18 protein-coding genes and 1 pseudogene are annotated in these 19,909 nt (G+C 63.3%); 10 read left to right on the top strand and 9 right to left on the bottom strand.

Going from position 1 to position 19,909, the window contains the following annotated elements; translation table 11 throughout:
* The first annotated feature begins 40 nt into the window (after positions 1-40).
* Complete coding sequence (locus IF803_RS17785) at positions 41-907, top strand: hypothetical protein (protein ID WP_028338674.1); 867 nt, start codon at positions 41-43, stop codon at positions 905-907.
* A gap of 580 nt (positions 908-1,487) precedes the next feature.
* Here the strand turns inward: IF803_RS17785 and IF803_RS17780 are convergent.
* A complete protein-coding gene (locus IF803_RS17780) occupies positions 1,488-1,838 on the bottom strand; it encodes a hypothetical protein (protein ID WP_461192950.1) in 351 nt (116 codons plus the stop codon).
* A 447-nt stretch (positions 1,839-2,285) separates the two neighbouring features.
* Here IF803_RS17780 and IF803_RS17775 point away from each other — a divergent pair, with 447 nt between their 5' ends.
* Positions 2,286-2,519, top strand: a complete 234-nt coding sequence (locus IF803_RS17775; RefSeq protein WP_461192949.1) for a hypothetical protein — start codon at positions 2,286-2,288, stop codon at positions 2,517-2,519.
* Between the two features lie 169 nt (positions 2,520-2,688).
* Here IF803_RS17775 and cax read toward each other — a convergent pair whose 3' ends face one another.
* Complete coding sequence (cax, locus tag IF803_RS17770; protein ID WP_028338678.1) at positions 2,689-3,792, bottom strand: calcium/proton exchanger; 1,104 nt, start codon at positions 3,790-3,792, stop codon at positions 2,689-2,691.
* Between the two features lie 374 nt (positions 3,793-4,166).
* On the opposite strand from cax, the gene IF803_RS17765 reads away from it, so the two are divergent.
* Entirely contained in the window at positions 4,167-4,541 is a 375-nt protein-coding gene (locus IF803_RS17765) for a Spy/CpxP family protein refolding chaperone (RefSeq protein WP_244980711.1), read from the top strand.
* 193 nt (positions 4,542-4,734) lie between these two features.
* Here the strand turns inward: IF803_RS17765 and IF803_RS17760 are convergent, their stop codons facing one another.
* Positions 4,735-5,142, bottom strand: coding sequence for a GFA family protein (locus IF803_RS17760; protein ID WP_461192948.1), 408 nt, complete (start codon positions 5,140-5,142; stop codon positions 4,735-4,737).
* A 237-nt stretch (positions 5,143-5,379) separates the two neighbouring features.
* On the opposite strand from IF803_RS17760, the gene IF803_RS17755 reads away from it, so the two are divergent.
* The 4 genes from IF803_RS17755 (at position 5,380) to IF803_RS17740 (ending at position 8,088) form a co-directional block, all read left to right on the top strand.
* Positions 5,380-6,333 carry a metallophosphoesterase family protein gene (locus IF803_RS17755; RefSeq protein WP_057015687.1) on the top strand — a complete coding sequence of 318 codons (954 nt, stop codon included), beginning with the start codon at positions 5,380-5,382 and terminating at the stop codon, positions 6,331-6,333.
* A gap of 12 nt (positions 6,334-6,345) precedes the next feature.
* Positions 6,346-6,669, top strand: coding sequence for a cupredoxin domain-containing protein (locus IF803_RS17750; protein WP_028338682.1), 324 nt, complete (start codon positions 6,346-6,348; stop codon positions 6,667-6,669).
* 94 nt (positions 6,670-6,763) lie between these two features.
* Positions 6,764-7,321, top strand: a complete 558-nt coding sequence (locus IF803_RS17745) for a sigma-70 family RNA polymerase sigma factor (RefSeq protein WP_018270594.1) — start codon at positions 6,764-6,766, stop codon at positions 7,319-7,321.
* Positions 7,318-8,088 carry an anti-sigma factor family protein gene (locus IF803_RS17740; RefSeq protein ID WP_461192947.1) on the top strand — a complete coding sequence of 257 codons (771 nt, stop codon included), beginning with the start codon at positions 7,318-7,320 and terminating at the stop codon, positions 8,086-8,088. Before IF803_RS17745 ends, IF803_RS17740 begins: the two co-directional genes overlap by 4 nt.
* A gap of 136 nt (positions 8,089-8,224) precedes the next feature.
* Here IF803_RS17740 and hpnO read toward each other — a convergent pair whose 3' ends face one another.
* Positions 8,225-9,616 (bottom strand): aminobacteriohopanetriol synthase HpnO, encoded by a 1,392-nt coding sequence (hpnO, locus tag IF803_RS17735; protein ID WP_028338684.1) that lies wholly within the window; start codon positions 9,614-9,616, stop codon positions 8,225-8,227.
* A gap of 102 nt (positions 9,617-9,718) precedes the next feature.
* On the opposite strand from hpnO, the pseudogene IF803_RS17730 reads away from it, so the two are divergent.
* Positions 9,719-10,251 (top strand): annotated as a pseudogene (locus IF803_RS17730) (DUF2147 domain-containing protein).
* Positions 10,252-10,333: 82 nt separating this feature from the next.
* Here the strand turns inward: IF803_RS17730 and hpnN are convergent.
* Positions 10,334-12,946 (bottom strand): hopanoid transporter HpnN, encoded by a 2,613-nt coding sequence (hpnN, locus tag IF803_RS17725; protein WP_461192946.1) that lies wholly within the window; start codon positions 12,944-12,946, stop codon positions 10,334-10,336.
* Between the two features lie 451 nt (positions 12,947-13,397).
* Here hpnN and ispH point away from each other — a divergent pair, with 451 nt between their 5' ends.
* On the top strand, positions 13,398-14,324 hold the full coding sequence (gene ispH / locus IF803_RS17720; RefSeq protein WP_461192945.1) for a 4-hydroxy-3-methylbut-2-enyl diphosphate reductase: 927 nt from the start codon (positions 13,398-13,400) through the stop codon (positions 14,322-14,324).
* Between the two features lie 44 nt (positions 14,325-14,368).
* Complete coding sequence (gene hpnH, locus IF803_RS17715; RefSeq protein ID WP_461192944.1) at positions 14,369-15,529, top strand: adenosyl-hopene transferase HpnH; 1,161 nt, start codon at positions 14,369-14,371, stop codon at positions 15,527-15,529.
* Between the two features lie 67 nt (positions 15,530-15,596).
* On the opposite strand, the gene IF803_RS17710 is transcribed toward hpnH, so the two are convergent.
* Genes IF803_RS17710 through IF803_RS17695 form a run of 4 tightly spaced genes read right to left on the bottom strand, consistent with a single transcriptional unit; the run spans position 15,597 to position 19,681 of the window.
* Positions 15,597-16,499 carry a Rossmann-like and DUF2520 domain-containing protein gene (locus IF803_RS17710; RefSeq protein ID WP_461192943.1) on the bottom strand — a complete coding sequence of 301 codons (903 nt, stop codon included), beginning with the start codon at positions 16,497-16,499 and terminating at the stop codon, positions 15,597-15,599.
* Positions 16,496-17,338, bottom strand: coding sequence for a class II aldolase/adducin family protein (locus tag IF803_RS17705; RefSeq protein WP_016845397.1), 843 nt, complete (start codon positions 17,336-17,338; stop codon positions 16,496-16,498). Before IF803_RS17705 ends, IF803_RS17710 begins: the two co-directional genes overlap by 4 nt.
* A 1-nt stretch (position 17,339) precedes the next feature.
* Positions 17,340-19,040, bottom strand: a complete 1,701-nt coding sequence (locus IF803_RS17700; RefSeq protein ID WP_461192942.1) for an acyl-CoA dehydrogenase family protein — start codon at positions 19,038-19,040, stop codon at positions 17,340-17,342.
* The gene (locus IF803_RS17695; protein WP_057015695.1) at positions 19,037-19,681 is read right to left on the bottom strand and encodes a TetR/AcrR family transcriptional regulator; all 645 of its coding nucleotides are present in this window, start codon (positions 19,679-19,681) and stop codon (positions 19,037-19,039) included. The genes IF803_RS17700 and IF803_RS17695 overlap by 4 nt, the downstream gene beginning before the upstream one ends.
* Positions 19,682-19,909 lie beyond the last annotated feature (228 nt).

Below are 19,909 nucleotides of genomic sequence, written 5' to 3'. Positions count from 1 at the left end.
GGCGCAACGTAAAAGCACAGGGCTCCCGGCTCCCGGATCGATCTTGAGCGCTGCATTGTGCGCGAGCCTTGTCGTCGTCCCGGTTGCGAAGGCCTTTGCCGCAAATGATGACGGCGTTGCCAGTGCTTCAGTGCCGACGATCTATCTCGACCTCAGGACGATCTACGCACAGGTACCGGCAGGATCGCTCGCGTTCGGCTTTGGACGTTCAACGCTGTTCAATACGCAGACGCTTGCGGCATCGGGCGGCGCGGCACTTCCGGCGGGCCTGCCAGCAGCGAAATCCCTCAACATGGATTTTCCGCTAACGGTCGATGTCACCGAAAGCGTCTCGCTCTATGCCGGCGTCTCCGGCAGTTCGACGAACTTCGGAAGCGCCAGCTTTTCGTCCTTTCAAATCACGAGCTGGAACATCGGCTTCCAGGCCGACCTTTATGAGCAGAACGGCGGGACCTTTCCTACCGTGACGCTGCAATCGACCGTCACACAGTCGATTCCCAATGGTCCGCTGGGTACAACCTCGTTCAACAACATTCTCGAATTTGACTATGCGCTCGATTCCGATGAGACCAGAGGCTTCCTCAGCGGTTTCCAATACACGCGAACCGACGTCGATGGTGCGCTGGGAAGGGTCAACCCGAACACGATTGCCTATGTTGGTGGCTACTATCAATGGCCGAACAATTGGAAGTTTACCGGCCGCGTGGGCTTGCAATCCTTCGAAGGCGCGCAGCTTCTGAACCTCGCGTCGATTCAGCCCTTTGCACAACCGATCGTGCGGCTCGATCTCGACCGCATGGATGATAATGACAACCGACTGTTTGGCATCACAGCCGAAATCATGTGGGTGCCGAACCCCGCCTATCAACTGACGTTCAGAACGCCTCTGTATGCCGTCAAGAACTAGCCGGCGCACGAGCAAGCAAGCACCGAGACTATCCGACGCGGGTGCGAGCGACCCGCTCCCGGCCGTGCTGCGACGACGGGTAGATCTACCCCGGGTCAGCTTGACTGTGTCCTCTGCGGCCATCACCGGGTCAGCCATCGGCCCGCCAGGATGCGGCACCAATCGGTGCAGTGACACGGCCAAGCAGTCATGGCGTCGGCCGTCACCTCGAAAACCGAAGCGCGCCGGTGGCGACCGATCGTCCGGCTATCGCTGATCGTCGAACGGCTTGACCGAGTGGGCCGGCGCGCGCGCCGGCTGGATCGTCAGCCGATAGGCGATCAGGTTGGTGCCATCGAATGCCTCGAGCAAGTAGTCGCAAACGGGACAGTGATACTCACCCTTGGCGCCAGGTTCGGACCATAGCTCCAACCGCCGGAAACCTGCGCCACAGCACGCGCACGTTACATCCGCTTTCCGCACGTGGATCCTCTTGGCAGGGTTCCGCAGGACGTAAAAACACCAGGTGAACTCGGCAAAGAAACGATGGCTGTCGGCTGACTGAGGCGAAAGCAAATGTCATGGAACTCAGGTTCGCATTCTAGGCAAGATGCTTCGGCAGCAAAGTGCAGATTGTGCCTGGAGTGATTGATGACAGCTGCCTGACCTTGTCGAACGCGCGCCCTGCTGCATTCCGTTGATCTACGTCAAGCTCGCGCGCCGAAATTGTCGCAGCTTCACGGCTCGCAAAATCGTCCGTGAGGGAGGACACGCCATGCTTCGTTGTATCCTCGCCGCTCTGGCGGCTCTGGTTCTCGTTGCAGTTTGCCTGATTCCTGATGACGCCTATGCCCGCCGTGGAGGAGGCGGCGGCTTCCGCGGTGGCGGAGGCGGTTTTCACGGCGGCGGAATGCGTGGCGGTGGCATGCATGTAGGTGGTGGAAGGGTTCATGGTGGAGGATATCGCGTTGCCGGCCGTCCAGGTGGCCGACCGATTGCAGGGCGTCCGGGCTATCCCGGTCGACCGATTGCGGGGCGCCCTGGCCGCCCGGTCGCCGGCTATCCCGGTTACGGCAGAGGCTACTATCGGCCAGGCTGGGGCTATGGTGCTGCTGCCGTCGGCGCAGCGGCCGCGGCCGGCGCGTATGGCGCCTATGGCTACTATGGCAACCAAGGCTGCTACTACAATGAATACGGGCAAATGATCTGCCCGCAGAACCAGTATCAGTATTGATCCGGCTGAGCAGCAGTCGATGGACATGCGGTTGCACCGCACGGGCTCGCTGTCGAGCTTCGGTCAGGCATCGGCATGTCCATGTTGAATGGATCGACCGCAAAGGAACGCCACGATGGCCATCGTGGCGGTCCCTTGAATTTGCATTCCCGAGGAGACGACTAGATGGAGTACGACGCCTTCACCGACGCGAGCCTCAAGATGATGTACGAGGCTGTTCGCGGCGCGCTCGAAGCCGACGATGAGTTCGCGGCAAACGGTGAAGAGCCAAAATTCCGGGTCCGGTCGACGGCCGAATGGAAGCGGCATGCCAGCAATCTTGAGGCCGAGATTCTGAAACGGGGGCTCCAGATCGACATCATCGACTGGACGAAGGGCCGGGACGAGCTGTCGCTCTAGAGCCGTTTCGAGCCCGCGCGAACGCGGGCTCGAACGCCGGCAACTTTGCCACTCTCCGATCATCGTGCCGCGGCGACCCGTCCTGCGCATGGTCGTGAACGCTCGCGACGAGGAATAGCGCGCAGCGCCCTCGTCCGGGTCGGTGCCGGCACGATCACGCTCGCTGTGGTCAAACCGGGCCGTGCGATCCCGGTGGCACCATGTACAGGGTCATGGCGAAAATCACATAGATGAGCACGAGCAAGGCGCCGATAAACCATGCCGACCGTCCGCTGTTGGTGATGAAGCAGGACGTCACGGAGGCGATCATGACCATCGTCACGGCCCCCGGCCAGAACTGCAAATCCATCGGCTTCGGACCGACGACGTAGCTCAGAAGCACCAGTGCCGGCGCGACAAACAAGGCGATTTGAGACGCGCTGCCGAGCGCGATGCTAACGCTCATGTCGAGACGGTTCTTGCGCGCCGCAGAAAACGCGACCGCCATTTCTGCCGCGGCGCCGACCAGCGCGACGATGATGAAACCGACGAACGCCGGGCTCAATCCCAGCGTCTCGCCCGCTTTCTGCACCGAGCTCACGAATATTTCGCTGACCAGTGCGACCAGCACCGTGACCACGAGAAGGGTGCCTATTGCAAGTCCGATCGGCCAGCCGGCGCCGCCGGTTTCGCCATGCTCCTCGCTTGCAAACAGCTCCTTGTGTGTCTTGAGCGAGAACAGCAAGCCGAGTCCATAGACACATATCAGCAGCACAGCGAGGCCCGTACTGAGAGCCAGCGCCATCGCTTCGCCGCGCGCCGGATCGAGGTCGGCAACAGCCGAGGGCGCAAGCAACGCAATCGTTGCCATCAGCAGCAGCGCTGCGTACATCCTTCCGCCGGCCCGATTATATTCCTGAACGTGATGGCGGAGCCCACCGAGCAGGAATGATGCGCCGAGCATGAAGAGTGAATTGGTGACGATGGCACCAGCGATCGATGCCTTGACCAGCATGTACTCTCCGGCATGCAGCGCGGCGATCGCGATGATCAGCTCGGTCAGATTGCCCAAAGTTGCGTTGAGCAGGCCTCCGACTGCGTCGCCGGTCTTCTCTGCGACGCTCTCCGTCGCATGGCTGAGAAGGGCGGCCAACGGCACGATGGCCAGAACAGCGAGCACAAACAGGGTGGTGTGTGCGGAGGGAGCTGCTGTCTCGACCGCCAGCACGATCGGTACGAAGACCAGCATCCAGAGCAGTGGATTATGCCGAATTTCCTTGAGCAGAAGGTGCATGGTACCGCCCGGTCGAAACGAGGTCGAAAGCAGTTTCTGAACACCGCAGGCAGCGTAACCTTGATCTAGCTCAACAATCCGGCGCAACCGTCGCGCCAGTCACGGCCTGAGCCTTTCCCGAACGGTCAGAAGCGCGTCCATATTTGCCGGCTCCCTCCCCCTTTTGACCTAGATCAACCCGTGGCCGACCAGATTGCGGTTGTTCTCGCGGACATCCTTGATGAGCAGCTCAGGAGCTTACAATGACGAGGAACGCAGCTGTCGCAGCGATTGCATTTTTGGTGACGACCTCGTCTCTCGCTTTCGCAGCAGAGACGTCCACGACGGTCGGAGCTGCGCAACCCAGCGCCACCGACCTGAAGAGCCTGACGGACATGCGTGTCGGCATCGTCAAGGCCGCTTTGCAGCTGACACCCGATCAGGAGAAATACTGGCCGGCCATCGAGGATGCCATCCGTGCGCGAGCGAAAAACCGGCAGGCTCGGTTGGAGCGGATTGCCGAACTCCAGGAGAACGGACCGATGGAGGTCCTTGGTGGAAGCAATCCGGTCGAGATGATGCAACGAAGGGCAGACCGGCTGATTCAGCGCGGGACCGATCTCAAGAAGCTCTCCGATGCCTGGGAGCCGCTCTACAAGACATTGAGCGATGATCAGAAGCGAAGGATGGCATTCGTGTCGTTCGCCGTCATGCGCGGCGTGCGAAACGCGATCGAGCAGCGTGGCGGTCCGGACGACGAGGACGAATAAGGCCAACCGGACCGAACGCGAACAGTCCCTTGCAGCTTTGTGCGTGAAATGATTGGACGCTCGAAAGGGCGAGCGTGGCGCGTACCCGCCAAACGAAAACGCCGTACTGCAACCGTCCATCTATGTTGCGGGCGATTCCATGTTGCGGCGCGCATAGTCGCTTCGCCGGAAAGCACCGTGTTCATCAACCCGGTCATTCCGGCGGCGGAAAGCGGTCGAAGGTCGGCAGCTCATGCGCATCCTCCATCCAGCGCAGCCGCTCCGCGACCTGGATATGCATCGTGGCCGGCACCCGATCGGGATCGTCATAGGTGCCGCTCTGGATGTCGATGAACCCGGGCAGCATGTTGCCATTGGTATAGAAAAGTCCGCTGCCGCAGTTCGGGCAGAAGTGCCGCCGGCCATGCTCCGAGGATCGGTAGATCCTGGGCTGCCCCTTGGTCACCTTGACCATGCCCTCGGCAACCATCACCCAGCCGACCATCGGCGCGCCGGCGTGGCGCCGGCAATCGGTGCAGTGACACAGCGCATGGACGACCGGTTCGCCGGTTACCTCGTAACGGATCTCGCCGCAGTGACAGCCGCCGGTGACGTCAGCCATGTTTTCCTCCGCTCGATCAGTGGTTTGCCGGGTCGATAACGCTGCGAGCAGCAACGCTTCAATTGCGCATCTTGCCCTTGCGTCGAGCTGTCGCGCGGTCCCCTGCGCCCCCGATCATTCGGGCCTCACGAAATCGTCATCCCTGCCCTCGGCCTCGCCAAAGTCCCGGGAATAAAGCCCCGGCCCCGCCGATCATCTTCCCGGAAACCCAATCCCTGGGCCCACGGGAGACCTGCCATGAGCGGACACGATCACGACCATCGCGATGAGGAAAAAGGCGTCAGCCGACGCAAGGTGCTGGAATGCATGACCTGGGCCGGCACCGGCGTGCTGTGGACCGTCACCGGCGGCGTGCCGCATTCGCTCGGCATCGTCGGCTCGGCCGCCGCTGCGGAAGCGGCGCCCGGCATGACCTTCATGCAGATCAGCGACAGCCATGTCGGCTTCGACAAGCCGGCCAATCCGAACGCCATCGGCACGCTGGAAGAGGCTATCAACAAGGTCCGGGCGATGCAGGTCAAGCCGTCCTTCATGATCCACACCGGCGACATCACGCATCTGTCGAAAGCGTCCGAATTCGATGACGCCGATCGCATCATCTCACAGGCCAAGCTCGACGTGCACTACGTGCCGGGCGAGCACGATTTCATCGACGAGGAGGTCAAGCTCTACAAGGAGCGCTACGGCCGCGGCACCAAGGGTCCGGGCTACTATTCCTTCGACGCCGGCGGCGTGCATTTCATCGGCCTCGTCAACGTCGTCGACCTCAAGGGCGGCGGCCTCGGCAATCTCGGCAACGAGCAGCTCGAATGGCTGGAGAACGACCTCAAGGGCCGTTCGAAGTCGACGCCGATCGTGCTGTTCGCCCACATCCCGCTGTGGACGGTCTATCCGCAATGGGGCTGGGGCACCGAGGACGGCGCCCGCGCGCTGGAATACGTCAAGGGCTTCGGCTCGGTCACCGTGCTCAACGGCCACATCCACCAGGTGATGCAGAAGGTCGAGGGCAACGTCACCTTCCACACCGCGCGTTCGACCGCCTTCCCGCAGCCGGCGCCGGGCTCCGCCCCCTCGCCCGGCCCGATGAAGGTGGAGGATGCCAAGCTGCGCAGCATGCTCGGCGTCGCCAGCATCAACTTCAAGCAGAACAGCCAGCCGCTGGCGATCATCGACACGCCGCTGCAAGGCTAAGGGACAAGACCGATGAGTTCGATCAATCGACGCGACTTCGGGATCGCCGTGGTCGCGACCATGCTGCTGCCGGTCACGGCGGCCCGCGCTGAGGACACCGCGGTTCACATCGACAACTTCTCGTTCACTCCGCCCCAGCTGGACGTGAAGGTTGGCACCACCGTGACCTGGACCAACCGCGACGACATCCCGCACACCGTGGTGTGTGCGGGCAAGTTCCGCTCCAAGACCATGGATACCGACGGCACCTTCTCGTTCACCTTCACGGAGCCCGGCGAGTACAAGTATTTCTGCTCGCTGCATCCGCACATGACAGGCAGTGTCAAGGTTGGGTAACGTGACAACCCATACAATCACAACCATGCCCGGCCGGTGGCCCTCCGCCCCCGGCCGGGCACGAGCCGTCTCTCGACATGCCGGGCAGAACACGATGGTTGTCAACGCGTCGCAAGACGATCCCGAAAAGGCGCGGCGCTTCCGCGAGGCCGCGCTGCCGTATCTTGACGACGCCTATACGCTGGCTCGCTATCTGCTGCGCGATGCCGCCGACGCCGAGGATGCGGTGCAGGAATGCTATCTGCGCGCCTACAAGCATTTCGACAGCTACCGCGGACCTGCGATGAAGCCGTGGCTGTTCGCGATCCTGCGCAATGTCTGCCGCGCCGAATATGCAAGGCGCAAGACCGCCCCGACCGCGGTCGAGGAGTTGCCCGAAGGCGGCGAGCAGACCCCGCTGTGGAATGAAGCCCCGGAGACCCCGGAAAAGCAGCTGCTGCGCCGCTTCGACGGCGAGACCGTGCGCAAGCTGGTCGCGGCGCTTGCCGAGCCGTTCCGCGAGACCTTCGTGCTCAGGGAAATCCAGAATCTTTCATACCGCGAGATCGCCGATGTCGCCGCCGTGCCGGTCGGCACCGTGATGTCCCGGCTCGCGCGCGCCCGCGCCATGCTGCGATCGGCCTGGCTTGCGGAACAGGAGCAAGCGAAATGACCTGCGAGGAAGCCGAAGTGCTGATCCACGCGCTGATCGACGGCGAACTCGACGCCGGCCATGCGCGCGAAGTGGAAGCCCATGTCGAGGGGTGCGCGCATTGTGCCGCGCTCATGAAGGAGTATCAGGAGATCCGCCAGGCGATCGCCGAGAGCGATTTGCGCTACAAGGCGCCGCTCGAGCTGCGCCGCAAGATCGAGAAGTCGCTGCCGCAACCACAAGCGCAGGCGGCGCCGACCCGGCGCTCGGTGCTGCGCGGCTTCGCGCTGGGCTCCGCGGTGTCGGCGATGGCAGCGACCGGCCTTGTCGCGATCGTGCTGCGCAACGATGACGAGCAGCGCATCGAGAACGAGGTGGTGTCGGCGCATCTGCGTTCGCTGCAGGCCGGCCACCTCACCGACGTGATCTCGACGGATCAGCACACGGTCAAGCCCTGGTTCAACGGCAAGCTCGACGTCTCGCCGCCGGTGATCGATCTCACCGCGCAGGGCTTCACGCTGATCGGCGGCCGGCTCGACTACGTCAACGCCCGCGAGATCGGCGCCGTGGTCTACAAGCGGCGCCAGCACGTCATCAACCTGTTCGTGGCGCAGACCGCGAGCACCGAACGCAAGGCGGCGAAGATTTCGACGCTGCAGGGCTTCAACATCCGCCGCTGGAGCGACCGCGGCCTGAACTACTGGGCGGTCAGCGATCTCGGCGCCGACGAGCTAGCGGAGTTCGGCGACAAGTTCGAGGGCGCGATGCGCGCGAACAAGGAGGGATGAGCCTTGTAGCCCGGATGGAGCGCAGCGTAATCCGGGGACGGTCTTACCCGCTGTGAGAACCCCGGATTTCGCGCAGCCTGTCATCGGGCGCGCATTCGCGCGACCCGTTGGCTGCATCCGGGCTACAGGTTCGAAACTACGCCGACTTGCGCACCGCGTTGTCGACCAGCGTCTTGCCGAGCGACCAGATCGCGCCGGGCACCTTGTGGCTGCCGGCGATCACGTCGTCGAACGACTTCTCGATCCAGGTGCAGTCCTCTTCGGTGATCGTGAGCGGCGGCAGCAGCTTGATGGTGTGGAGGCCGTGGCCGGCGACCTGGGTCAGGATCTTGTGATCCTTGAACAGTGGCACCGTGATCAGCTGGCAGAACAGGCCCTTGTTGGCGGTCTCAAGCAGATTCCACGACGCCTTGAGCCGCAGCGATTTCGGCGGACCGAACTCGACGCCGATCATCAGGCCCTTGCCGCGCACTTCCTTCATCAGTTCATAGCCGGGCACCATGCGCGTCAGCGCAAGACGAAGCTCGGCGCCGCGTTTGGCGGCGTTCTCGACGAGCTTCTCGGCCTTGATGACGTCGAGCGTGGCGATGCCGGCGGCCATCGCCAGATCGTTCTTGGCGAAGGTCGAGCCATGCACGACCGCGCGATCCATCTGGTTGAAGATCTTGTCGAAGATGTTCTTGCGCGTCAGCAGCGCGCCGATCGGCACGTGACCGCCGGACAGCGCCTTCGCCAGCAGCACCATGTCGGGCTCGATGCCCCAATGCTCGATCGCGAGGAATTTTCCGGTGCGGCCGATGCCGGTCTGGATCTCGTCGGCGATGAACAGCGTGCCGTATTTGCGGCACAGCGCCAGCGCGCCGGGCAGGAACTCGTCGGTGGGCATGTTGACGCCCTTGCCCTGGATCGGTTCGACGATGAAGGCGCCGACCTGGCGCGACGACAGTGCCTTCTCCAGCGCCTCGAGATCGTTGAAGGGAATCGGGGTGCAGCCCGGCAGCAGCGGCTCGAATCCGCCGCGGAAATTCGAATCATCCGTCAGCGACAGCGCGCCGTAGGACAGGCCGTGGAACGAATGCCCGCAATAGACGATACCGGGGCGACCGGTCGCGCCGCGCGCGAACTTGATCGCAGCTTCGACGGTTTCGGCGCCGGAATTGGCGAAAAACACCTTGTCCAGATATGGAACATGTTCCAGAAGCCGTTCCGCGAGCACGCCGGCGAGCGTCGAGACATCGAGTTGCACAAGATTGGGCAGATCGGCGTCGAGCACGCTCTTCAGCGCCTGGCGCAGGGCCGGATGATTGCGGCCAATCGCAAAAACGCCAAATCCGCTCAATAGATCGAGGTAACGAGCCCCCTGACGATCGAAGAGGTATTGGCCTTGCCCCTTCTGGAAGCCGACGTCGTAGCCGATGGTCTTGAGAACGCGAACGAGCTGCTCGTTGAGGTGACGCGTGTGCATGGCACCGCGCTGCCCCTCGCGCTCCACAAAAATCTCGGAAACGTCTAAATTGGAACTTACCATTCGTTACATACGTCGGTTGATGGCCATCTCGTCAACTTAAAACGCTCGCTAGCGGCGTTTTGACCCCCGCTCGGATCGTCCAGTTAAGCACAGGTTTGGACCATGTTGCACTGCCCAAGAACTTTCGCGCGTACAATAGCCTTTTCAGGTTTATTTTTGGCCACCGTATTATCACCGGCACTTGCAGCGGACCCGACCGGCGACTGGAAGGTCGCTGACGGTGTCGCCACCATCCGCGTCGCCCAGTGTAATGGCTGTCTCTTATACACATAGTTCGTCGGCAGCGTCAGATGTGTATAAGAGACAGGGTCTACAACGCCAAGGACGGCCAGCTCTACAGCTCGACCATCAAGCCCGTCGGCACCGATCAGCTCGAGATCCAGGGCTGCGTGCTCGGCTTCCTGTGTGGCGGCGAGACCTGGACCCGCGTCGGTCCGCCGATTCCGGTGAGCGCCGCCGGCAACCCGGCGGCGAAGGGCACCCAGCCCAAGTCAACAGCACCGCAGAAAACCACCGGCGCCGTGGCGCCGGCCACCAAGCCGGGTCAAAAGCAGGTCCCGGGCAACGCCAATGCGCAGGCTGACGCGGTGGGCGATATCTGCCTGCTTCCGGACATCGCGCGACCGACGCATTAGCGGAAGCCTGCGGGGAACACCGTCCGCTGACATCGCGGCTCGGCGGCGCCTGCCGCCAAGCCGGTTCGACAGCGCCAACGCGTCAGGTGACGTCGTTGGCGATATCCTCCTCCTTGACCTCGCGCGGCTTGCCCATCAGCGCCGGCTGGAACAGCAACACCGCCGCGAGCGTGGTGACGAGCGAGAGCGCCAGCAGCTTGCCCATGCTCGCGGTGCCGGGATGGCTGGACAGCCACAGGCTGCCGAACGCGGTCGCCGTGGTCAGCGCGCTGAAAAAGATCGCGCGTGTCAGGCTCGACTGCAGCAGATTCGTCCTGCCCTGCCGCCACGCCGTGACATAGTAGATCTTGAACGCCACGCCGACGCCGAGCAGCAGCGGCAGCGCGACGATGTTGGCGAAGTTGAGCGGCAGCCCGATCAAGACGCAGATCTCCAGCGTGACGATGCCGGCGACCAGAAGCGGTACCAGCGTCATCAGCACGTCGACGACGCGGCGCAGCGTGAGCCACAGCAGCAGACCGATCGTGACCAGCGCCAGGATGCCGGCGTGGATGAACGCCTTCACGATGACGTCGCCCGACTTCAGGATCGAGACCGGCCCGCCGATCGCGGTCGGCTCGGCGGCGAGCACGGCGTCGGCAAAGCGCCGCAGATTGTCGTTGTCGTTCGGATCGCCCTTCGGCTCCACCTCGACACGCATAAGGCCGTCCTTGGTCTTCCAGCTGTCGACGAGTTCCGGCGGCAGACTCTGCAGCGTGACGGTCTGGGCCTGCAGCGTATTGCGGAGCTGATCGAACACGATCTTCATCGGCGCGACGAAGACGTCCTGCGCCTTGTCGCGGGTCGCCTGGTTCGAACCGGCGAGCTTCTGCAGCGCGTCGGCGAGCCGGCGCGCGGCCACCGCGCCCGGCCCCTTGCCGTCGCCCGCGGTCTTGCGCAGGCTGTCGACCGAGCTCTTCAGCGACTCGACATTCTCCTGATCCGACGGCGCCGGATCTACCGAATCCGGGTTGAGCGCGGGGCCGAGCGTCTTGGCCGCCTGCGCGATCAGCTTCAGCTTGGCCGGCTGGTCGTCGGGCACGAAGCTGTCGAGCGACATCACGCGCGACACTTCCGGCAGCTTCTCGAGCTTGGCCTCGATCTTCTTGGCGTCGGCTTCCGAGCGCGTCATCACGTTGATGGCGTTGGCGCCGGTGTTCGGATCCTTCCGCAGGTCGAGGAAGGTCGCGATCGATTCCACCTTGGAATTGCGCAGATTGATCGGGTTGAAGTCGAACTTCATGTAATGGAGCAGCGGCAGGCCCGCGACCGTGACCAGCAGCGTGCCGACGATGATCGGAACACGATGCTTCTCCAGGAAGAGATCGAGCGGCGCCAGGAAGGCGTAGCCGACCGGCTCCTTCTCGCCGGGCGGATTGAGCAGGTCGAGCAGCGCCGGCAGCACCGTGATGCTGGTAACGAACGCCACCAGCATGCCGGCGCCGGCGATCTTGCCGAGCTCCGAGATGCCCTTGTAGTCGGTCGGCAGGAAGCAGAGGAAACCGGCGGCGGTTGCCATCGCAGCGAGCGACAGCGGCACCGCGGAGCGGCGCGCCGCGTTTTCCAGCGCCAGCGTCAGATTGTCGTTCTTGAAGCGCTCGGAGCGGTAGCGAACGCTGAACTGGATGCCGAAGTCGACCCCGAGGCCGATGAACAGCACGGCGAAGGCGATCGAGAGCAGGTTCAGCGAGCCGACCATCATCAGGCCGACCGCTGTGGTGATGGCAAGCCCGATGAACAGGTTCACGAACACGGCGAAGATGATCTTGCCGGAATGCAGCGCCATCCAGAGGATGACCAGCACGATCACCACGGTGCCGATGCCGTTGGTGATCGCGCCGTCCTGCACGGTAGCGTATTCCTCGTTGGCGATCGGCACGGGTCCGGTCAGGCGAACGCGCGCGTGATATTCGGTCGGAAATTTCAGATCGGCCGCCGCCTGGCGGATCGCGTCGGTCGCGCCCTTGCCCGGCTCCAGCGCCGAATAGTCGATGATCGGCTTGATCTCGATGAAGGCGCGCTTGTCCGAATCGGTCAGCGGCTTGTCGCTGGTGAGCTCGCGCCAGGAGAAGGTCGCGTTGCCCTTGGCGAGGACGGTCTCGACCGTCTCGGAGATCAGGTTGAAGGGCGGCGCCGTATTGTCGAGCTTGACCTGCCCGCGCTTGACGCCGGCAAGGCCGGTCTCGAGCGCGCCGGTCAATCCGCGAATCGAGGGATCGCCGGCCATGATCTCGATCAACGGTGCGGCCGCTTCGAGCTGGCCCGCGACCTTGCCGACCTCTTCGGTCGGCAGGAACAAGAGGCCGTTCTTCTCGAAGAATTCGCCGGAGCCGAGCGCGGTGATCGCTTCGAAGTTCTTCTTGTCGGCCTGCAGCTTCGCGGTGAGCGCCTTCGCGGCCGAGCTGGTCAGCTCGGGCGTCGCTGCCTCGACCACCGCCAGGATCAGCCGCTCGCGATCAAACGCTTCCTCGAACTGGTTGTCGCGCTTGCGCCAATCCAGATCCGGCGAGATCAGCTTGTTGATGTCGGTGTTGATCGAGAAGTTGCGGGCCGTGTAGAAGCCGGCGCCGATCGACAGCAACACAGAGATAATCACAACCGGAAGGGCAAAACGCGTACAGGTCCTAACAACGGAGACGACAATATTTGTCAGCACTTCGTTTCTTTCTAATCTCGGGGAAGCATGGCCGAAAACGCCCGCTCTGTAGCGGAGTTCCCGGGACCGATCTAATGTTGTTTTGGTTATCTTCCTCGACGGGACGGCGAGGAGGTTCCAAAGCACAGGAACGGCCACGAATGGCCGGTATAAACCGCATGAGTGGGCGATAAAGTGACGAACAAGTGAGGGAGACGGACGGTCGCAGGAGGCAAAACCAACACTATATTACCTCCAATGCCCCCTCCTTCGTGATCCAGCCCCACTCGAAACGCTACCTTTTTGCCACAAATCCCTGTATTTCCATGCGCTTGGGGCACAGATCCCTTCCAGGAACTGTGATGGCGCGGACGTTGCAACTGACGTTGCGAGGTCCGACGTGTGGAGTGCGTTGCCGAAAAGGCCGCAGGGCATTGAACGAGATTGGTGCAATTTGCGTAACGGACGTCCGATGGAAGTGTTTCTTGCTCAGCCGCGCGGCTTTTGCGCGGGCGTCGTGCGCGCGATCGAGATCGTCGAACGCGCGCTCGAGAAGTATGGCCCGCCGGTCTATGTCCGCCACGAGATCGTGCATAACAAACACGTCGTCGAGAGCCTGAAGAAGAAGGGCGCGATCTTCGTCGAGGACCTCTCGGAAGTGCCGGCCAAGGCGGTGACCGTCTTCAGTGCCCATGGCGTTGCCAGGAGCGTCGAGGAGGAGGCGGAAGCCCGCGACCTGCCGGTGCTCAATGCCACCTGCCCGCTCGTCACCAAGGTCCATAACCAGGGCAAGCGTTATATCTCGAAGGGCCGCGCCCTGATCCTGATCGGGCACGCCGGCCACCCCGAGGTCGAGGGAACCATGGGACAGGTTCCGGGGCCGGTTCTGCTGGTCCAGAGCGTCCAGGATGTGGCGGAACTGAGGCTGCCGAGCGATGCGCCAGTCGCCTACATCACCCAAACCACCCTGTCCGTGGACGACACCAGGGACATTATCGCGGCCCTTCAGGCAAAATTTACAGATATTCAAGGCCCGGACATCAGGGATATCTGCTATGCGACACAGAACCGCCAATCTGCGGTAAGGGACCTGAGCAAACTGGTGGACATCATTTTGGTGGTGGGGGCCGCCAACAGTTCCAACTCGAACAGGCTTCGTGAAATCGGCACCGAGGTCGGCGTCGCGAGTTATCTCATTGCCGATGGGAGCGAACTCAATCCGGATTGGCTCAAGGATGCGAAGGCCGTCGGCATTACGGCGGGCGCTTCTGCGCCTGAAGTTTTGGTCGACGATGTGATCGAGGCCCTGCGCCGCATCGGACCTCTGTCGGTCTCGGTCGTTCCGGGCCGAGAAGAGAATATCGAATTCCGGCTGCCAGCCGAACTGACTGCGGGCTGATCTGAACCCACATCCCTTTGATAAGTGCAGAAAGAAATCGTCTAATGGCTATACCGTTCTTCAAGGAAATGCGTATCGGCGGTTATCTGATCAAGCAGAAGCTGCTTGGCCGCAAACGCTATCCGCTCGTGCTGATGCTGGAACCCTTGTTCCGTTGCAACCTCGCCTGCGTCGGCTGCGGCAAGATCGACTATCCCGATGCGATCCTCAATCGCCGCATGACGGCGCAGGAATGCTGGGATGCGGCCGATGAATGCGGCGCGCCGATGGTGGCGATTCCCGGCGGCGAGCCGCTGATCCACAAGGAGATCGGCGAGATCGTGCGCGGCCTCGTGGCGCGCAAGAAGTTCGTCTCGCTGTGCACCAATGCGCTGCTACTCGAGAAGAAGCTCGATCTGTTCGAGCCGTCGCCCTATCTGTTCTTCTCGGTGCATCTCGACGGCCTGAAGGAACATCACGACAAGGCGGTGTCGCAGAAGGGCGTGTTCGATCGCGCCGTCTCCGCGATCAAGGCGGCGAAGGCGCGCGGCTTCACGGTCAACGTCAATGCCACCATCTTCGACGGCCATCCGGCCGAGGAGATCGCCAAGTTCCTCGACTTCACCACCGAGCTCGGCGTCGGCGTCTCGATGTCCCCGGGTTACGCCTATGAGCGTGCGCCCGATCAGGAGCACTTCCTCAACCGCACCAAGACCAAGAAGCTGTTCCGCGACGTCTTTGCGCTCGGCAAGGGCAAGAAGTGGAACTTCATGCATTCCGGCCTGTTCCTCGACTTCCTCGCCGGCAACCAGGAATACGAGTGCACGCCCTGGGGCATGCCGGCGCGTAACATCTTCGGCTGGCAGAAGCCCTGCTATCTGCTCGGTGAAGGCTACGCCAAGACCTTCAAGGAGCTGATGGACACCACCGACTGGGAGACCTACGGCACCGGCAAGTACGAGAAGTGCGCCGACTGTATGGCCCATTGCGGCTACGAGCCGACCGCGGCCACCGCTGCGATCAACAATCCGCTGAAGACGATGTGGGTCGCGCTGCGCGGCATCAAGACCACGGGCCCGATGGCGCCCGAGATCGACATGTCGAAGCAGCGTCCGGCGCAGTACATCTTCGCCGAACAGGTGCAGAAGAAGCTCTCGGAGATCCGCCGCGACGAGGCTGCGGCCGCCGCCGCCAAGCAGCAAGCGAAGGCCTCGACCGCCGCCTGAAGCTCGATGTGAGCGAAAGCAGAAACATGAAAGCCCCGGTTCAGCGAACCGGGGCTTTTTTCTTGGATCAGGATGCCGCCTGCTCTTCCAGTCTCGTGCGCTGAAGCAATTTCTCGATCTCCACCGCGCGCGGCGCGCTGAGTGTGCCGCGCTCGATCCCGAGCGGGACATTGCGCAAAGCGAGCTCGCGATACAGCGCGCCGGATGGAGGAAATCGCTCATCCAGCGCCCGGAGGTGCTTGAGGATCGTTCCGACGTCGCCGCGCGCCACGCAGCCGCCCATGCCATTCGCCAGTCCGCCGTCGAGAACGGCCGCGACCGTCCCGCGCAGCAGCGGCATCATCGCGCGCAACGCGTCGGCCTCGCTGGCGCCAAAGCTCTTCCAGAGCTCGACGCCTTCCTTGAGCAGCGCGATCAGGAACGGACCGACGTAATATGCCGACGCATGATAGAGCGCCCGCGCACCGGCCGGCAGCGCCAGCGGTTCGCACCCGATCCAGGTCGCAAGCAATTCCAGGTCGCGCCTGAAGTCGCCCTCTGCCTCGATGCCGACGGTGCATCCGCGCAATCCCTCGAGCGCGACGTCCGGATTGGCAAACATCTGCATCGGATGAAATCCGCCTGTCGCTGCGCCCGCGAATTTCGCATGATCGAGCGCCGCCAATTCGGTCGCGCCGCTGCAATGAACCACGCGGTGACGCGGCTCCCAGCGCAAATCGCGGCACACCGGCAGGATCGCGTCGTCGCTTACGGTGAGGAAAACCATGTCGCAGCAGTCGACGACATGCTGCGCGTCGGTCATCGGCCGCGCCGACAGGATGCGGGATCCGAGCCGCTGCGCGGCATCGGCACCGCGGTTGTAGAACGCCGCGACGTTCAGCCCCGCGCGGGCGAAGGCCGGCGCGAGCGTTTGCGCCACGCGGCCGGCGCCGATGAAGCCGATCCGCAACGCCGCCAGCGCCGTGCTCATTGCGCATAGCTCCCGTCGATGCGGTCGAGCCTCCGCCGCAGCGCCGGCCATTCCAGCAGGCCGTAACCGGCCTGCAGATTTTGCGCCGCTTCATTCAGCACCGGATTGGTGTCGCGCTCATTGTCCAGCGTGATCTCGGTGCCGGCAAAGCAGGTCACCGTGTTGCCGATCGCCATCTCGGTCGGCGCATGCAGCGGCCGGCCGCAGCCGAGCGCGTCGACCTGGATCCGACAGGCCTGCTCAAGCCAGTAGATCGCATTGAACGCCTGCGGAATCGTGTTGCCGCAAACCAGGAGGCCATGATTGCGCAACACCAGCACATTGTTGCGGCCGAGATCGGCGACAACCCGGTCGCATTCGTCGCGATCGATCGCCGGCCCCTCGAAATCGTGATAGCCGATCCGTCCGTGAAACCGCATCGCCGTCTGCGACAACGGCAGCAGCCCCTCGGCAAGCGTGCTGACCGCGGTGCCGGCTCTGGTGTGAGTATGCAGGACGCAGTTCACGTCGGGCCGCGCGCGATGGATCGGGGCATGCAGATAGAAACCGGCGACGTTGACGTTGTAGCCGTGGTCGGGCTGCAGCAGGGTGCGGCCCTCGATGTCGATCTTGACGAGGCTCGACGCGGTGATTTCCTCGTAGAGCATGCCATAGGGATTGATCAGGTATTGATCGTGATGCCCCGGGACCTGTGCACTGATATGGTTGTAGATCAGGTCGGTCATTCCGTAGAGCGCGACCAGGCGGTAGCACGCCGCAAGATCGACGCGGGTCGCCCACTCCTGTTCTCCCACGACGGCCCTGATATCGTTGACGGCACAAACTTCGATCTGACGCATGTTACTGGGGCCCTTGGTGTCGGATGACGGAGGCGCGCTCGACGATACGGCTGAGGTCTTCCGATGATGGAAGCCCGCCGAATACATGCATCCCGTCCGCGCCAAGCCTGGATTTCACGAACAGATCGGCGGCAGCGGCGTCGCCATGCCGCAGCATCTCGGCAGCCTGCAACGCGTGTGCCATGCGGGTGACGAGCGCCCGCGCGTGCCCGTCGTCCGGATATTTTGCACGCAATCGATCGGCGAGATCGTCCGTGCTTCGGTCATAGACCGGATTGAGGCCCCTGCTCGCACGCAACTCGTCGACGAATGCGTCCCGGCAATTCGCATCGCGTTGCATGGCCCGCAAAACGTCCATGCACATCATGTTCGAGGTGCCTTCCCAGATCGAATTCAGCGGCGCTTCGCGATACAGCCGCGCCATCGGATTCTCCATGATGAAGCCGTTGCCGCCGTGCACCTGCAGGCATTCGTAGGTGAAGGCCGGCGCGCGCTGGCAATTCCAGAACTTCATCACGGGTGTCGCGACCCGCGCCAGCAATCGCTCGTGTTCGCTTGTTTGCAGACCGTCGGTCGCACGCGCGACCCGAAATGCGCCGAGCATCGCCGCCTCGCTCTCGAGCGCGAGGTCGGCGAGCACGTTGCGCTGCATCGGAAGCTCGGACATCGGCTTGCCAAACGCCGTTCGCGTTTGCGCGTGGTTGAGGGCGAGGCTCAGCGCCTGGCGCATCAGCCCGGCGGAGCCGACCGCGAAATCCAGTCGCGTCAGATGGGCATGCGAAAGGATTTCCGCGATGCCGCGGCCCTCTTCGCCGACCAGGATCGACCACGTATCGTGGTACTCGATCTCGCTTGACGCGTTCGAGCGGTTACCGCACTTGTCCTTCAAGCGCTGAATGTGGATACGGTTGGCGCTGCCGTCGGGCAACAGGCGTGGCACGAACAGGCAACTGACGCCGGACTGGGTGCGCGCCAGCGTGTAGAATCCGTCGGCCACCGGCACCGAGAAGAACCATTTGTGGCCGGTGATCGCATAGATCTCGCCATGCGCGCCGCGCTCGACGAAGCGCGCGGTGGTCTGGGTCTCGCGCAGATCGGAGCCGCCCTGCTTTTCGGTCATGGCGTAACCGATGACCGCGGCGCGCTTGGCCTCGATCGGAAGCCGCCGCGGATCGTAGTCCGCCGCCAGCGTTCGCTCCCGCCACAGATCGAATTGCGGCTTGCCGGAGAACCCGGCGATCGCGGCGTACGCCATCCCGGTGGGGCAGCCGACGCCGTTCTCGATCTGATTCCAGAGATAGCTCAGCGCCGCACGCGCCAGATGGCCGTGTGGTTCGCGCGTCGACCAGGCGAGGCTATGCACCTCGCTCCGGAACGCCAGCGCCATCAATTGATGCCAGGCAGGATGATATTCGACCCAATCATTGCGGTTGCCATACCGGTCATGGGTCAAGAGTTTCGGTTCGTGCTCGTTGGCCAGCCGTGCCGCCTCCTGCACGGATTCGCTGCCGGCATGGGCGCCGAGCGCTGAAAGCTTGTCTTTCGCCCACGGCGCGATCGATACGATCAGGCCACTCAACGCGCGGTCGTCATCGAATGCATTGAAGCCGAGCGCCGGCCGCGCCTGATTGCGCACTTCATGGGTCGCGAACGGAGCGGCTTTCGCTTCAGCGACGGCAACCGGCTGGACGCGCGCGTTCATGCGGAGACTCGCGATACAGGGATGAGTTCAGGCGTGGCGTGGCGAAACAGCATGCGCGCGGAAAGCCCTGCGATCGACTGTGCGATCGCCTTCGCCGCGTCGGAATCGGGGGCCGCTTCGGGCGCAAGGGGACCAACCAGCGCCTCCATGAAGGCGCCGGTCACGCAGGATGCCGCGACGTTCGCGTCGATCTCGACGAACTCACCGCCGGCGATACCGCGCCGAACCAGCCTTGCGATCTGATCGGCCAGGGCCGCCCGGTATTTCAGGCGCGCCGCGTCGATCTCGGGTTCACAGGGTTCGGCGATCAACGCGTAGGCCAGGCGGCGGCCGCGCATCGCCCGGACCGCGAATGTGTAGATCGCGTCGACCAAGCACTGGGACGCCGAGCCTTCCGCCTCGACGATCGCGGCAACCACGGCCACCTCGCGCTCAGACACCAAGGCGAGCACCTGGGCGTACAGGTCCGCCTTGGAGTCGAAGTAGCGATACACGCTGCCCGTGGCCACGCCAGCCCGTGAGGCGATCAGGGCGATCTGGGCGTCCTTCCAGCCACTCAGCGCCACGGCCTCCCTGGCGGCATCGAGAATGCGCGCTTTGGTTTCGACCAGTTGGTTGAGGCGAACGGCAGCGATTGCCATAGTGAACCTTAATTCATGAATAAAGGATCATAGTTCATTCTCGGACGGATCGCCGTGGCTGTCAAGTATATCGACCCGCCCTGCGACCGCAGGACCGTTCCGTGGGCGCCGGCACGCTGCCGGAAGGTCGTTAGAGGCTGCGGCGCGACGCAGGGGCGCGAGGAACAGGGATACGGGGGTCTCACCCCACAGCCGACGCGCACGCCGCCGCTGGGCGCGTGGAACCGG

The sequence above is a fragment of the Bradyrhizobium sp. UFLA06-06 genome, from assembly GCF_054820065.1.
This window is presented reverse-complemented; position numbering and strand designations above follow the sequence as displayed.